Consider the following 14,469-nt stretch of genomic DNA (forward strand, 5'->3'; position numbering starts at 1 on the left):
GCCATTTTCAAAGGGAAAATGTACCCAGTAGCGTCTTTTCAATTTTTTCTGAGAAGCGACCTGCAGTAAGGGTTTTGTTAATTTTTTAGTATTTCTGTATGGGGGAAGTCCAGCTATACTGATAGTTTCTTCTTTCAAAATAGTCCTAAAAGTATTATTCAGTAACCATTTCACCTTACATAAACAAAAATTATCACACAAAGTAGAGAAGAGCCTTTTGGGTTCTTCTCGACTTTGTGTGATAACTTTTGCTTATGGAATCGTGAAGTGCTTAGCAACACTTTTAGGGCTATTTTGGGGAAGAAACTATCGGTATAGACCTCGTTGCCACATAAAAACCAGAAGAGCCTTGTTTTTAAACCTGTGCTACCTCAAATTCCCTATCCCCCAAACGCCGCCGGTACTCATGCCGCTCGTAGTTAGACATCGATCGGTTGACTTCCTGGTAAACTTTGACGGTGGGGGTAAAGCGGCGCACTGAATGGGTCTTTGGTAGCGATCTGGGGGGATTGGGCGTTGAGGTTGGGGCGAAGGACAGGTTTTCAGTCCCAATTTTTCGGTGAACGGTCATTTCTTTAATGGCATTGGCAGAATGATTCGAGTTACACTGTAAACAGTGTAATTAAAGGGTAAAAAATTTGATGTCCCAAGTTGTTAGCACCAGACTGCCCGACCACACAGCAGAACGACTGAAACGGTTAGCCCGCCGACTAGGAAAAACCCCTAGTGAAACCGGCGCGATCTTAATCGAGGAATCCCTCCGAGAAAGCGAGTTCCCCTATATTGAATTTCGCCATTCTCCTTTGGGGCGACAACCCTATCTAAAAAACTCCAGTTTGGCTCTGTGGGAAGTAATTCAAATCGCTCAAAGCTACGGGCTAGATGAAGAAAAAACGGCGGCACATTTTCATCGACCCCTGGAATGGGTACGCTCCGCCCTGCTCTATGCCGAAGCCTATCGGTCAGAAGTCCAGACTGCGATTTCCGATGCTCAAGCTATCAATGAAACAACGATAAAGCGGCTCTTGCCGCAATTGGAAACGATGACGGTTTCTGCTGATGTGAGCGGGGAATAGCCAAAATGCTATCTTTTTTATTGGATGAACATATTTCTCCGACGGTTGCCGAACAAATTAGTTATAAACTTCCAGAAATCTCGATTTTTCCCCTAATCACTTGGCAAAAAGGTAGATATTTGGGTTATTCGGATGAAATCGTCTTAAAAGCGGCGGCTGAAGCCGGATTAACCCTAGTAACTTACGACCAGAACACTATTCCCCCGCTTTTGTGGGAATGGGGGGAAGCTCGGAAAAGTCATAGCGGCGTTATTTTTATCGATTATCAGTCTATTCCCCCTAGCAATTTCGGTCTTTTGATCCGTTCGCTTTTAGCCTTATGGGAACTGCAAGAAAAGCAGCATTGGACCAACCGACTTGTTTATTTGAAGCCAAAAATTTGATTCCTTTGGGCATATTGGGAGTCAAACCCGTCGTCAACAGAGAGTGGGTCATGCTGTGGTGGGTTGACAATGGAGATCATCTTCACGAAACCAAGGGCTGTTGGACGAACTCCTCTTCTGGAGGCTTTATCTGTAGTCGGCATTTTTCACGCCGTTTCTGTGTGTGTAAATAGGGCTGGCTGAATAATGGTAAAACCCTTTTAAAATAAGGCTTTTGACCTGTTAAAATCCGATGTTCATGCTGCGAATATAGGATTAAGACCTTCAAAAACCTGGCATTATCCTTCTTTTAGTACATAAACTGGTACAAAAAAAGAGGGCAACAAAGCCTGAAACGACCGGCTACTGACGACCGACTCCTAACCCCACCAACAGACTTTTTCAGCAAACCCTAAATAAGCAGAGATTTTATGAGCTTAAAAAAAGCGCAAGAAATGGCAAAAGAGCGGCGAATAGGATTTAAGCTTTAAGATTTGTAAATTGGGCAGGGCTTACCCTTTAATAAATTCTACATTATTCTCCATCTGTTCACTTGTTTTCCCAGAAATTAATTCCAAAATTTGGCTTAATTGTTCTCCAATTGAGTAACGTTGTTGAGGAGCGAGTATGATTCCTCGATGAGATTTACCTTCCGTTAAATACTGAGTGTGTAGGCGGTAAAAATCGCCTCGATTAAAAGTGTATAATACCCGTCCTTGACCAGTAGCATAGTCTAATTGTTCTGAATCGGAGCGCCCCAACATCCCTGCTTCTGTAGCCGTTATCACATCGACTACTCTAGCTCTTAAAGCTGCTACAAGGCTTTGATCCATCGAGTCTTCATCTAAATATAATGTCAGCATGACTATTTATTTAACTTAGATTGAAGCCACTCCTGTTCAAATTGTTTCACCTCGGCTTCTTCCTGAGCTAAATCAGTTTCAATTTCTTCCCTGTTGGCATGATAGTAAGTTAAAGCAGCATAAACTTTTGCTAAATCTAAATGGGGATGTCCCATCCGGTTTAAAATTTCTTCAGGAGTCAGCCCTAATTTATACCAAGAAACAAGGCGACGCACTGTAACTGCTGTCCCGGCAATTGTTGGTCTTCCTCCTCGAATTTCAGGAGAACGATCAATTAAAGTTCCAATTTCAATTGTTGTCGTAGTCATTATCAAAATTATTAATAAATTTGCCTTTTCATTATATCACAATAACGGTTGAAAATAAAGCTAACATTTTTAATTTAGCAATTATCATTTTTAGACACAGCAAGTCTTTTAGTGATTTAAAGAACATTTTAAAGGGGGATTTTTGGGCAACTTTGGATGTACTATCACGTCAAAAGCCTGAAGACTCGTGAAATGAAATTCGCAATCCCATTGAATTTTATCCCGTATTATGCGAACTAACCCCCAAAAGCCTTGCTACAGGGCAAATTTAGAATTGCTATTCTCAAGGAGATTTCCGTGATCGCAGTTTTAAAATGTCCCTCAAATAGAGAAGAATCAGAGGAAAGCTTATCCAGTCAAGTTTTGAGCGAAAGCGACCGCAATCTCAGATATCTTGGGGAGTGTTGCAAAAATGAGGCATAAAGCCTCTTTTTAGGTGATTTATGGCCAAGATAGTCGATCTGTAAAAACGCATCAACCTGACGCAAGAAAAATTTATTTTTGTAAATAATAATTTCAACTCGCTCGCTACTAGCATAGGATAGAAACGTCGAATTTTGAGGAGGAGTGACGATGAAAGACAGTTCTATATTCCGACGTTTCCCGCAGCTATTCGCGGGTTTGTCGGTGCTATCGATCGCTCTCGTCTTGAGTTCCTGGATAGCGGCGCGCTCCCTCTTAGCGGTGAAACGGGCCAGCGATGTTTTTGTCGTGACTGGTTCGGCAAAAAAGGCGATTACATCCGATTATATTCTCTGGCGTTTATCGGTTTCCAGTCAACAACCCACCGCCCGCGAAGCCTATCGCGATCTGATTCGACAAACCGAGCGGATACGAGCTTATCTCAAAGAAAAACAAGTTCCTGACGACGCAATCACCACCAACGCGATCGAGACGATGGCGATTCCCGAAGTAACAGCTAACGGCCAGGAAACTGGGCAAATTCTCGCCTATCGCCTCAGCCAACGCTTCGATATCCGAGCGGGGGATGTGGCCCGTTACACGGAACTTTCTAGGCAGGTAACGGAATTGATCGAGGAGGGAATTAGCCTCGTCTCTGAACCCCCCCAATACCTTTACACCCAACTCGATAAGCTGCGGGTGGAAATGGTGGCTGCGGCGACCAAGGATGCGAGAGCGAGAGCCGAGGCGATCGCCAGTAGTACCGGCAGTCGGGTGGGAAGGGTGCGCGATGCCAAAACGGGAGTTTTTCAGATCACCTCGCGCAATTCCACTGACGTGAGCGATTCGGGAATTTACGACACCTCCTCGATCGACAAAGATATTACCGCGGTCGTTTCGGTGACGTTTGGGATCGAGTGAATTACAAAACAATCCTTACTGCTTCCAGACAGGGGAGCCTCTGTGCTAGAGCTAGACTTGACGATGAGAGCGATAGGAACTAAGCTAATCGGCTTCGCTGAGATTAGCGTTTCCAAAACTAATCTCGCAGATTTTGCGCTTTTGACGCTTCCTTTGGCAGACTTACCGTTTGAGCCTAAATCCTGTTATAATAGGGTAAATAAAAACAATGAGATAAAATGCCCAAGAAAGCTTACTTAGCCGAACATCTAAGTTCAGAGGAACTGAAAGATAGATACAGAAGAAGTCAAGACTCAGTAGAAACAAGAAGATGGCACTTATTGTGGAAAATATCGTTAGGATGGACAATCAAAAATGCTGCAGTAGCTGTAGGATTAGATTATCAATATAGTTTTAGAATTCTCAAAAGATATAATGAATTAGGGGAAGAAGGAGTTAAAAATCTCAAGAAAAAAAGTGGGGAACATCGGAGAGGAAAAGAACCTTTATTGAAGGAAGAACAATTGCAAAAATTAAAAGAAGAACTGAAAAAACGTCCTGCCGATGGAGGAATCTGGACAGGTCCGAAGGTGGCTAGATGGATAGAAAAGGAAACGGGACGAGAAAAAGTTTGGAATCAAAGGGGATGGGATTACTTAAAAAAAGTGCAGATATTCTTGTCAAAAACCGAGACCAAAACATAAAAAGGGAGACCCAGTTAAACCAGAAAAATTTAAGCAGAATTTACCAGTAAAAGTCCAATAATTAAGAGATAAATTTCCCGATTCTCAGATAGAAGTCAAAAACTTTAAGTTGCCGAGGGAATCATGCTCGATTTTCTACTTTGCTTATTCCCCAGAATTACAGCCAGCCGAGAGATTATGGTCTCTAGTAGATGAACCCCTGGTTAATGAGCATTTTGAAACGATTGAAGCAATGGAAGAAACAATGACTAATGAAATTAAAAACTTGACTAACTATCATTGGCTAACTTAGGATTGATTGTTATCTGCTTTTTAAAACAGGATTTAGGATGATAAGCTGTACTGCATTTAAACTGCGTATGTATTGGCAATTTTAGTATCAATGCTCAAACTGCCTCTCCCTGATCCCTGTTAATTAACGAGTAATTTAGATAGTCAACAGCTTAGATATAGCAATTCCCATAGTTGTGAGGTACAGAGTCTTAGGTTTTGAGGAGTCAGTAGCCGGTCGTCAGGATTCAGGATTCAGGATTCAGGATTCGGGATTCAGGAGTTAAGATTTTGGTGTACCTCATGAGATTGGGAAACGCTATAATCGCTTTAAAAGTCAGACAGAGGAATAATTCCACAGGCTTGAATTTTGCTTAAAACGAGGTGAAGTTGCCACAATAACCAATTGCCAACTCTCCAGAAAGCCAGGGAGTTTTGATTGTCAGAAGCTTCCGCAGATGGGTAACAAAGATTTTCTTCAAAAATCAACCAATGAACGGGTAAATGACCGAGGGGAGAATTCGGCTCTAATTCAAAGTTTAGTTGCTCATAATTGAGCCATTGACCTTCCTTCCGCCAACCTAGGCGATCGCCAAGTTTCTTTTGGGTTTCATAATCCACTAAACCACCGAGACTAGAGAAAATGGCTTGCTGAATACTAAAACCGAAATGACCATTACTATAATGAAGCCAAAGTTGATCAATTTTTTTCAGATCCGAACAAGGTAATTGAGCAATATCTTGAGGATAAACCTCATTCCAGTAGGTCTTACGCAAGATTTTCAATAGTAGCTTGGTTGTTTGGCGATCGGCCGCTTGCCACTGTTGCTTTCTTAGCAAATCTTGTAATTGATTATAATCAATATCAGCCGATTCTTGAGTTAAGATATTTGGGGAAGTCTGGGGATTTTTAGAAGTAGAAGATTTGTGAATATTGTTTTGAGTGAATTGAGAGACAACTATTGCTAGGGGAGTTTTGGGGATAGTGTCTTTTTGACAAGCCTCTTGTTCTGCTAAATGATGAGATAATTTATTGATGGTTTTTTCTAGGGAAATAAATTGTTCTGACCATTCACTTTCATTGAATAAGTAATCATTAAATTGATCAGAGGAAAAAGCCTCTTTTAACCTTGCTTCTTTCTCGTAACCAGTCGCCAGAAAATTTAGCAAAAACTCAGAATTTATGGCTGAATCTGACGTTTCTAAGAGAGCAGGCTGAGGTGGAAAAATATTATCTACCAAATACTTAATTTCTCCAACTGTTGCATAAAATTCTTCATCCACCTTAATCACTTCTTCTATTAATAATTGAAAAGGAGCAAAATAGTCCTGTAAGTAGTTTTCAAAATTAATCGCATTTTGGGCAAGATCCGCAATTTCTTGGCGAACTCGTTGAGATTTGAGTTGATAATGATTTAATTCCTCATAAATTTTGAGTTCTTGAATAATTGCTTGCACAATTTTTTTCTGCTTTTGAGTATCCTCGGCTAATTTCTGAACTCCTTCCCCTAGTAATTTAGTTTTTCTCAACATCAAAAAAGATGTTTTTCCCAGTAGCAAAATTGCCCGAAAATTTTCCTGTTTTTCCAGCTTGAGTTGATTGAGAATATTTTGATTATTATTATTTTTAATTTCTAACTTTATTCTCTCGTAGTCTAAGATTTTCAATTCTTGATATTTTTGGGAAAATAAAATTTTGAGATTGTCACTGAGTTGGAGTAAAAAACGATAATATCCGTCTTGATAGATTTCTAGTCCATTAATTAATAAATTATAGTCTTTAATTAATAACTGAGTCTCGATCAAGATTTCTTGTTGAGTAATTTTTTCTTTTCGTTTAATAATCTTACCAAAATAGTAATGGTAGCGAACTCCTTCTTGAATTAATTTCCGACGTTCCTTGATGATTTTCTGAAAATTTTTTAAGTATCTATTTTTAAAAACAGGAAGTTGATAGCTTTGCTCATAAATGGCAATTTTTTTATAGGTCATCAGATGTTGAGAGTTCCTATTTAGCATAGCTATCTTAGACCAAAAAATTCCTCAATACTTAGCAATAATCATCCGCTGCCCCCAGCTATTGCAAGAGGGAGCAATACCTAATTAAACATTTTCAACTTCAACAACAACCGGTTCATTTTCAATAACTGGTTCATTTTCAATAACTGGTTCATTTTCAATAACTGGTTCATTTTCAATAACTGGTTCATTTTCAATAACAACTGTTTGAGGACTTTCAGGAGTTGGCTCAGTTACCGTTTCTTGCTGCTTTACTGTCTGTTCTTGATGGTCAGTCAAGTGTTTTTTGGTTTTTAATTTCAGGTCATCAGTCAGAGGTAAAGCATCAATTTCTGCCAAAAGTGTTTCCAGGGATTCTTTTTTACTTCGCTCAGTGTAAAAAGCATTCAGAACCGCTTCAATTCCGTACTGAGCAATCGCATCTCCTAGCACAGTAACCAACCCCATCGCTCCAATACCCAGAAAAACTACAAAGGGTTGTCCGAGGGTCAGAATTAGCACGATGACAGCAATAATAGCCGAAGCTAAATAAGTACCTGCCACTTTTTTGATAATGTTATCGAGTTCCATAAAAATCACCTCAAATTTCTAGCGAAGGATTAGTTTAATTCTAAAGCAAGGTTAATCTGTCTGTTGATCGTCGTCAAGTAAAGCTTGAAGAAAAGGTTCAAGACTTTTGGGACGATAATCTGAAAAAGCCTTTAATCGTTTTACCACACTGTGATGAACAGTGACAACTTTTGTATTGAAATATCGCCATTGCTCACCTCCTAAGGACGACAATCCTTTAACAGTATTATCGAACTTGATGGTCGGGTCTAGTTTAATTTGGAATTCCTCAGATTCAGAGGTGGTTGAGTCAAACTCTAATCCCAATTTTTTGGCTTGATTAATCATCCATTGTAACGGGTAATCGGAAAGTCCTTGATATTCTTTTTTGCCACCACCTAGACAGGTATGTTCACCCACAAATAAAACTTCTTTGACAACTTGTTCGGGATTTTCTGGATTGGCTTTGATCGGAGTGGAAGGGAAGTTTTTACGTTTTTCATCAATGGCAACAGCATGAAAAGCATTCTGGATAATCGGACTTAATTTTGTATTACTAAATTCATATTTTTTATGATAAAACTTAGCCAGGGGAAACCAAGGAGTTAAATCAGGAATACCAAAATTGCCAACTGTATCCCAACAACCTAACATCTTGACTGGAATACGATCTTGAAAATCTTCCTTTTCTGTCTCAATTTTTTTAGCATTAGCGGCACGGAATTGTTGAGCTTTGGCACTATCAGAACTAACGGTGTGGTCTCGATAGAGTTGATAAGCCAGGGGAATTTCTTTAATCTTAGAGCGTTTTAGGATTCCACATTTATCGATAAAACTAGCCAAACAACGAACGATATATGCGCCTCGACTAAAACCTAACAAATAAATTTCATCCTCGGTTTTGGGATTGTAGTTAAGGACAAGAAAACGATAGGCATCTTGAATCATTCGATCAAGGCCCCAGCCAAAAGTTTCATTGCCTAAACTTTTAATAAATTCGTTATCTTCGGGGGTGCCAGAACCTGACAAAAAGACGATTTGGGGGGTTTGATCCTCGGCAATATACTTAATAGATTCGGCAAATTTAACCACATTGGTGGGGTAAGAACTGGTAGAGTCTTCCCAAGAACCATCACAACAAATAACTAACCGTTTTTTCTGGTTTGAATAAGTCAGGATATCTGGTTGAGAAATTGCCGTTTTAGTAATCTCCTCCATTTCATTGCTGGCAAGAGCAGCTTCTGCGGCAATTATAATTGATTCTGGATTCTCTTCCAGGGAAGGTTCTTGATGTTCGGCTGGAGCATCCTGTTCAACCACTTCTTCTTCTTCAAGGGAGTTAAAAATTTCGTTGACCATTGTTATCCTTTTCGCACTCCTTCTAGCTTTACTGCTAGTCTGAACTTTTGATTTAGGGATCGAGGTCGGTTTGGAGGGAAGACTATCTAGTTGCCAGGTTGTCCCATAAAGAATACCATGATTGCTATAACTTGTTTGATCCTCGGCACTGCCATTGAGTGATAAATAAGTAACTAAGCCAAGGTCATCAACTAAGGGAGATTGATACATCGCTTTTTGGATTTCTTCTTGGCTACGCGCTTGATTCCAAACAGAAAGTTCTGCAAGACAACCTTGCCAATAATGAGAGAGATTAACAGAGGCTCCCAAGATGATTTTTTCAATCCCCGTTAAGGCACGGTTATGACCGTTGCCACGATGCCAAATGATACCATTGCGATAGATCAACATTCGGCCTGTGGTCGCATTTTTGACAAAGGCCCAATGAGTCCAATCGCTATAATCCTTAAGCTTGACTTTTTTTTCAATTCGATCGAAACCTTCTTCATTACCCGCATCCCAAAAAATCGCAGGTTTCACGGGATCGCCCCAAGGCAGGGTAATATGTAGAACCCGGTTATTTTCCCGATTAACAGCTTCTAAAAGAGTCGTTTCTGTAGCTAAATTATTTTCCCCTTTTGCCCAAAATGTAATGGTAATACTCTGATCGATGTCAAGAAATCCGTGGGATAGATCAATATGATCATCGATGCCATTAAATTTTAGTACAGAGCGTTGTTCAGCCATTGGTTTTGTCATCGACCGGGGGAGAAAGGGGTAATCAGGGGTTCAGGGACTCTGACTAATAAGAGATTGATTTATCTGTCATGATTTCCCAGAATCCTACCGCCTAGCTTAACACATTTTAGTTATCTAGCGATATATATATAAATAAATGTGTAAGTAGATGGGCGTAAAAAACTCTAAGATCCCCCCGCCTGTCGGCACCCCCCTTATTAAGGGGGGCAGGGGGGATCGAGTGCAAAACCTATCTTCTATTTAATTGCAAACAGCTACTTAGGAGTCAACGACTAATATTCCAGAGCCGGCACTTGCTGTGGCGAGAAACTCAGAGGAGTTGACCCCAATCCCTATCGCCATCAATAGGATTTGGAGGGATGCTCATGGCTGATTGACATCCCTCCCTGGGCCGGTTAACAGCAAACCCTAGGTACTTATTGTAACTCTGACCAAATTCCGCGGCAGCGCTCTACAATTAGTCCCTGAAAAATTAATTGGGTTGCGGGATGAATCTCTACTTTATACAGAGCAAAAAGACCTGTTGGACTATTTAGATTTAACTCCCTTCGCGTTAGAGATAAGGCTTTTGTTCGGTGCATTTCCACCGCTTTTAGTAAGCCTGGATAACTAACATTACGCAGGGACAATTGACCATTTTTTGTGAGATAAATAGCATCATTTTGCAAGAGATATTCCAAACTGATCAAACTAGCGTGGACATCCACATCTTTTTCTAAACCCCCTAAACGGTGAGCATCTAAACCAAAGCGAATGCAGAAATTAACAGCGACTAATTTTCCCGCTTCTTCGGCAGGTAAAGCACAATCGGCAAATTCAAAGCCTAAACTATCTGAGCGCCACTCCTCGACTCCGGCATAGGTATAGTTTTGAAACAGTTTATTTTTGAGTTTTAAGTCAAATCCCAACCCACTAGCATGACCCGCTTCATGGAATTGGGTATCGAGATGGCGATAGCGTTCACCATTAATTTGATCCTCTAGGGGTCTTAATAGCAAATCGGCCGTTTCTGGCTCAAAAATTTTTCGGATACATTCGTAGCTAGAACCGGAAAAGCGTCGTTTTTGCTCACTGGCATTATTTAAAGCTGGTCCTTGAACACTATTGGGAAAAGTCCACCTATGGGGAACGATAAAAGCCTCCCCCTTTTCACCTTTAACCGTGCCACAACTAGCAATTTCAGTAAAGGATAAATTTCTGGGAATCGGTTGTCTTAGACTGCCAAATTTTTCACGAGTCAAGCTTTCTAGTTGTTCGATAGAAGGTTGACTATTTTGGTGAATTTTTCCGTAAATTGCACTCAACGTGAGTTGTCGTTCTCCCTGACGATTGATGCGATAGGGAGCAATCATCAGAAAATAACCATTTTTACCGATAAAATTCAGATTAATGAAATCTTCTGATAAAATGCTCCAGTCGTTGGTTTCTAAAGCCGCTGCTGTTTTCCAGAGCCACTGAGCCGGAACTTCACAGCTATCTGCTTCCTGTTGACGGAGTTTTTTCGCCGCGATTGCAATTTTATTTTGCTCGATATCTTGGACGATTTCTTGGAACAACTGTTGTTGATTAACCAGGGTTTGATTCATTTTTTGGGTAGCTAAGTTGGTGTAATAGTTTAACGTTGTTTTTTGACCCGTCTCTCATCGGCTAAACTCTTAGCCATTTTAAGATTTTAGGGTCTTTGTCATAGCGATAGGTCAGTCCATCTTTCCCCGTAATTGATTTTCCCTGACTGGCTTTGCTTCTGATGCTACTAAGGGAATAGTCGCTTAATTCCTTCATTTGTGCATGGGAAAGTCCCTCTTCGACTTCTGTTAAGATTGTTGTCGTTGGCGATTCGGGGGGGGGTTCCCCGGCAGAATTGATTTTAGGATTGACCTCGGTTTCCTGATTCGGTAAATCTTCGAGCCTATCTTGAGAATTATCGACAGAAATATTAATAATTTCTTTCACTTTTTGTCGGCGATATTCCTCCACTGTAAGCAGTTGCCAATGGGAATTACTAGAGAGTTCTAAAACCCATTGATGATAGTTAAAGAGACTTTCCCGATGTCCGACACTAATAAAAGTTGTGTGAGTTTTCTGCAATTGCCGATATAAATTTTCCTCATTGTTTAAGTCCAAAGCACTTGTGGCTTCATCGAGGATAGTAAAACTGGGACGGGTAATTAATACCCTAGCAAAAGCCAAACGTTGTTGTTCTCCCAGGGACAAAATGTTTTCCCAAGGCTCTTCTGTATCAAAGCTATTGACTCGATTTAGTAAATTTTGGAGATTGACTGCTTGTAAAACTTCCCTCAATTTTATCTCATTGGTTTCTTGATTGCGATTGGGATAAAGTAACTGTTCTCGCAAGGTTCCTAAAATTATATAGGGACGTTGGGGCAGAAACAATACTTCTTCTAGGGGGGGACGCACTAATCGGCCTGTGCCTGCATTCCATAAACCGGCGATAGCGCGTAGCAAAGAACTTTTACCCCGACCACTCGGCCCGACAATTAATAAACCTTGTCCAGGCTGAACAGAAAGGGAGAGGTTTTCGACAATTACCTGTTCATAATCGGGGGTTTGCAAGGTGACATCTTCAAAGGAAAATTGGTTTTCTTCGATGGTTGTAATCGTGCTTAAATTTTCCGGTTGTTTAATGACTTCTTCTAAGGCTTGGGAAAATTGCGATAGACGTTCAACATAACTGCTAAATTGTGCCGAAGTGCCAAATTCACTAATTAATTCCGCCAGCGCCGTAGCAAACAAATTAGCCGCTAAACAGGCTTGCCCGACCTGTCCGAAACTAATGCCCTCACTATTGATATACAAAGGACCCAAAATGACAAAAGTAAATACTTGAATTGCCGCCTGATAGCCCCGACTAAAAATTTCTGTGCCTCTCTCCCAATCAATTTTACGTTTAGCGCTGTCTAAGAGTTTATTAAATCGCCGCTGAATAATATTTAATTCCTGATTCTCTCCCTCAAAGAAAGCGATTGACTCCGCATGATTACGAATGTGGGTTAGAGCATAATTGTAGTTAGCCTTAAGTTCTAATTCTTCTTGAGTAATTTTATTTAAAGCTTGGTTAAAATAGATAGCAATGACGTTACCGAGAATTGTCCAAACGACTAAGATAATGGCTACAGAGGAAGAAATTGACCAGAGAATCACTAAAAAAGTGATCATATCTAGGACATTTTCTAGGGCAACGGCAAAAAAGGAGAGAGCTTTACTGGTAATCGGCTCAATTTCCTGGGATAAACGCTGATCTGGGTTGTCGATATCGGATTTAAAATTAATTCTGTAATAGGCGCGATTATGCAAATATTTGTTGAGAATCCAGTCATTGAGCCAAGCATACCAATCTAGGGCGATTCTTTTTCTGAGAAATTTAAGCAAGCCAACTAAAAGGGTGACAAAGAGCAGTCCAACCGCAAAAACTACCAAAGTTCTGACAAATTTATCAAAATCATTTTTTTCAAGAATGACATCAACTAAGTAATTACTAACAAAGCTATTGAAAGCATTTAATCCCACAACTCCTAGGATTGCCCCGATTAGTAGGATGAGCATTGCCCAAGCTTTCATCACATCGGCAAAAGTCCTTCCCCCCGATTCAGTAGGATACCAATAGGGAGCAGCGATCAGCTTGACACTGTGCCAAAATTTGCTGACATCGGAGATAATATTAGTCGTCGATCGATCTTGAGGGACTTTGGCGGACATATAGCATTTATATTTGAGTTGTGGACATTTTGCTGGAATGATTTTAGATTTTGGCTGGATTGGCGGAGTAGAAGGCAATTGGCGAAAATATAAAGCTCCCCGACAATTTTAAGGTTATTGTGTTTGAGTTGTGGTAACATACTCCCGTCGCTTTATCTGTCAGCATAGAGCGATGGCTTTCTCAGCCCCCCTGCTACTGCTTTTTTAACCCTCGTTATCTTACTACAAGTAACCATCGTTTTGATAGCTAAAGCTAGTGAGCGCTTCTCAGACTACCACATATTACCGAATTTCGTTGACCATGACAAATTTTATTTTCTCTTCCATGACAAATTTCCTTTCCTATGATAGGATGTCAGGACACAAGGGACGGCTATGACCTGCTTGTCTGACTTGCTCGCCTTAGCTTCTTTTTTTGCTTTTCTCAACTTTGTCTTTCTGTCGCCTTTAACAGACTAACTCATGCCAGTAATACCAGCCTTTGCTAATCAGAAAATAGAGTTTACAGATATACTATATATTCCCTATTATGTCGGTGAACAAGTTAAACTTTTGCGTCAACGCTATTCTGGCAATGTTGTCTTTATTCATATTAATAAGACAGGTGGCAGAAGTATTGAGAAATCTCTAAATTTACCTTTTGAGCATAAAACTGCTTTAGAAAAAATTGACGAAATGGGCAAACAAAGGTGGGAGCGAGTATATAAATTTACAAGTGTTAGAAATCCTTGGGACAAAGTTATTTCTCACTTTCATTATCGTGTTGAAACCAATCAGACAAATTTAAGGACAAAACCAATAAAATTTAAAGAGTGGGTTAAGTTGACCTACGGGAATAAAGCTCCTTTGTATTATGACATCCCTAAAATGTTTATGCCTCAGTTGGATTGGATTACAGATCATGAAGGGAAAATTTTAGTAGATTTTATCTGCCGTTTTGAAAATCTTAATAACGACTTCAGTGTCCTATGTGAAAAACTTGGTAGAAATGCGACTTTACCTCATATTAATTCCTCAAAACATGGCAACTACCGTGAATATTACGATGATGATACTATTGAGATTATCGCAAAATCCTTTAGCAGAGATATAGAGAAATTTGGCTATAAATTTTGATATATTGGATTAACTAGGAAAACCGTTTGAAGATAAAATCAGATAGACTTCTTATTGTCGCTGCCAACAGAGTAACCCATGCCAAT

Annotated in this window: 13 protein-coding genes; 6 read left to right on the plus strand and 7 right to left on the minus strand. The window is 40.1% G+C overall.

What is annotated here, in order from left to right:
• Positions 1 to 641: 641 nt before the first annotated feature.
• Complete coding sequence (locus H6G48_RS14670) at positions 642 to 1,076, plus strand: ribbon-helix-helix domain-containing protein (protein WP_190722311.1); 435 nt, start codon at positions 642 to 644, stop codon at positions 1,074 to 1,076.
• A 5-nt stretch (positions 1,077 to 1,081) separates the two neighbouring features.
• Positions 1,082 to 1,459, plus strand: a complete 378-nt coding sequence (locus H6G48_RS14675; RefSeq protein WP_190722312.1) for a DUF5615 family PIN-like protein — start codon at positions 1,082 to 1,084, stop codon at positions 1,457 to 1,459.
• Between the two features lie 491 nt (positions 1,460 to 1,950).
• Here H6G48_RS14675 and H6G48_RS14680 read toward each other — a convergent pair whose 3' ends face one another.
• Positions 1,951 to 2,301 (minus strand): DUF5615 family PIN-like protein, encoded by a 351-nt coding sequence (locus tag H6G48_RS14680; protein WP_190722313.1) that lies wholly within the window; start codon positions 2,299 to 2,301, stop codon positions 1,951 to 1,953.
• Positions 2,302 to 2,303: 2 nt separating this feature from the next.
• On the minus strand, positions 2,304 to 2,609 hold the full coding sequence (locus tag H6G48_RS14685) for a DUF433 domain-containing protein (protein WP_190722314.1): 306 nt from the start codon (positions 2,607 to 2,609) through the stop codon (positions 2,304 to 2,306).
• A 573-nt stretch (positions 2,610 to 3,182) separates the two neighbouring features.
• On the opposite strand from H6G48_RS14685, the gene H6G48_RS14690 reads away from it, so the two are divergent.
• The 3 genes from H6G48_RS14690 (at position 3,183) to H6G48_RS14700 (ending at position 4,907) form a co-directional block, all read left to right on the plus strand.
• Positions 3,183 to 3,932 carry an SIMPL domain-containing protein gene (locus tag H6G48_RS14690; protein WP_190722315.1) on the plus strand — a complete coding sequence of 250 codons (750 nt, stop codon included), beginning with the start codon at positions 3,183 to 3,185 and terminating at the stop codon, positions 3,930 to 3,932.
• Between the two features lie 218 nt (positions 3,933 to 4,150).
• A complete protein-coding gene (locus H6G48_RS14695) occupies positions 4,151 to 4,615 on the plus strand; it encodes a helix-turn-helix domain-containing protein (RefSeq protein WP_002799684.1) in 465 nt (154 codons plus the stop codon).
• Positions 4,616 to 4,724: 109 nt separating this feature from the next.
• Positions 4,725 to 4,907, plus strand: coding sequence for a hypothetical protein (locus tag H6G48_RS14700; RefSeq protein ID WP_012268180.1), 183 nt, complete (start codon positions 4,725 to 4,727; stop codon positions 4,905 to 4,907).
• Positions 4,908 to 5,215: 308 nt separating this feature from the next.
• Here the strand turns inward: H6G48_RS14700 and H6G48_RS14705 are convergent, their stop codons facing one another.
• From H6G48_RS14705 to H6G48_RS14725, 5 genes are all read right to left on the minus strand, one after another.
• Positions 5,216 to 6,877 carry a GUN4 domain-containing protein gene (locus H6G48_RS14705; RefSeq protein ID WP_061430373.1) on the minus strand — a complete coding sequence of 554 codons (1,662 nt, stop codon included), beginning with the start codon at positions 6,875 to 6,877 and terminating at the stop codon, positions 5,216 to 5,218.
• Positions 6,878 to 6,988: 111 nt separating this feature from the next.
• Complete coding sequence (locus H6G48_RS14710) at positions 6,989 to 7,474, minus strand: hypothetical protein (RefSeq protein WP_041804435.1); 486 nt, start codon at positions 7,472 to 7,474, stop codon at positions 6,989 to 6,991.
• Positions 7,475 to 7,525: 51 nt separating this feature from the next.
• Positions 7,526 to 9,538, minus strand: coding sequence for a phospholipase effector Tle1 domain-containing protein (locus H6G48_RS14715; protein WP_190722316.1), 2,013 nt, complete (start codon positions 9,536 to 9,538; stop codon positions 7,526 to 7,528).
• 428 nt (positions 9,539 to 9,966) lie between these two features.
• Positions 9,967 to 11,136 (minus strand): DUF6014 family protein, encoded by a 1,170-nt coding sequence (locus H6G48_RS14720; RefSeq protein ID WP_190722317.1) that lies wholly within the window; start codon positions 11,134 to 11,136, stop codon positions 9,967 to 9,969.
• 61 nt (positions 11,137 to 11,197) lie between these two features.
• Positions 11,198 to 13,267 carry an ABC transporter ATP-binding protein/permease gene (locus H6G48_RS14725; protein WP_190722318.1) on the minus strand — a complete coding sequence of 690 codons (2,070 nt, stop codon included), beginning with the start codon at positions 13,265 to 13,267 and terminating at the stop codon, positions 11,198 to 11,200.
• A gap of 462 nt (positions 13,268 to 13,729) precedes the next feature.
• Here H6G48_RS14725 and H6G48_RS14730 point away from each other — a divergent pair, with 462 nt between their 5' ends.
• Positions 13,730 to 14,383, plus strand: coding sequence for a sulfotransferase family 2 domain-containing protein (locus tag H6G48_RS14730; RefSeq protein ID WP_190722319.1), 654 nt, complete (start codon positions 13,730 to 13,732; stop codon positions 14,381 to 14,383).
• The last annotated feature ends 86 nt before the right edge of the window (positions 14,384 to 14,469 follow it).

The sequence above is a fragment of the Microcystis flos-aquae FACHB-1344 genome (assembly GCF_014698375.1).
Classification (GTDB): domain Bacteria; phylum Cyanobacteriota; class Cyanobacteriia; order Cyanobacteriales; family Microcystaceae; genus Microcystis; species Microcystis aeruginosa.

Excerpts from the sequence above, each read along its gene's own strand:
- H6G48_RS14670 (WP_190722311.1), top strand. The coding sequence starts at position 642 with ATGTCCCAAGTTGTTAGCACCAGACTGCCCGACCACACAGCAGAACGA.
- H6G48_RS14675 (WP_190722312.1), top strand. The coding sequence starts at position 1,082 with ATGCTATCTTTTTTATTGGATGAACATATTTCTCCGACGGTTGCCGAA.
- H6G48_RS14680 (WP_190722313.1), bottom strand. The coding sequence starts at position 2,301 with ATGCTGACATTATATTTAGATGAAGACTCGATGGATCAAAGCCTTGTA.
- H6G48_RS14685 (WP_190722314.1), bottom strand. The coding sequence starts at position 2,609 with ATGACTACGACAACAATTGAAATTGGAACTTTAATTGATCGTTCTCCT.
- H6G48_RS14690 (WP_190722315.1), top strand. The coding sequence starts at position 3,183 with ATGAAAGACAGTTCTATATTCCGACGTTTCCCGCAGCTATTCGCGGGT.
- H6G48_RS14695 (WP_002799684.1), top strand. The coding sequence starts at position 4,151 with ATGCCCAAGAAAGCTTACTTAGCCGAACATCTAAGTTCAGAGGAACTG.
- H6G48_RS14705 (WP_061430373.1), bottom strand. The coding sequence starts at position 6,877 with ATGACCTATAAAAAAATTGCCATTTATGAGCAAAGCTATCAACTTCCT.
- H6G48_RS14710 (WP_041804435.1), bottom strand. The coding sequence starts at position 7,474 with ATGGAACTCGATAACATTATCAAAAAAGTGGCAGGTACTTATTTAGCT.
- H6G48_RS14715 (WP_190722316.1), bottom strand. The coding sequence starts at position 9,538 with ATGGCTGAACAACGCTCTGTACTAAAATTTAATGGCATCGATGATCAT.
- H6G48_RS14720 (WP_190722317.1), bottom strand. The coding sequence starts at position 11,136 with ATGAATCAAACCCTGGTTAATCAACAACAGTTGTTCCAAGAAATCGTC.
- H6G48_RS14725 (WP_190722318.1), bottom strand. The coding sequence starts at position 13,267 with ATGTCCGCCAAAGTCCCTCAAGATCGATCGACGACTAATATTATCTCC.
- H6G48_RS14730 (WP_190722319.1), top strand. The coding sequence starts at position 13,730 with ATGCCAGTAATACCAGCCTTTGCTAATCAGAAAATAGAGTTTACAGAT.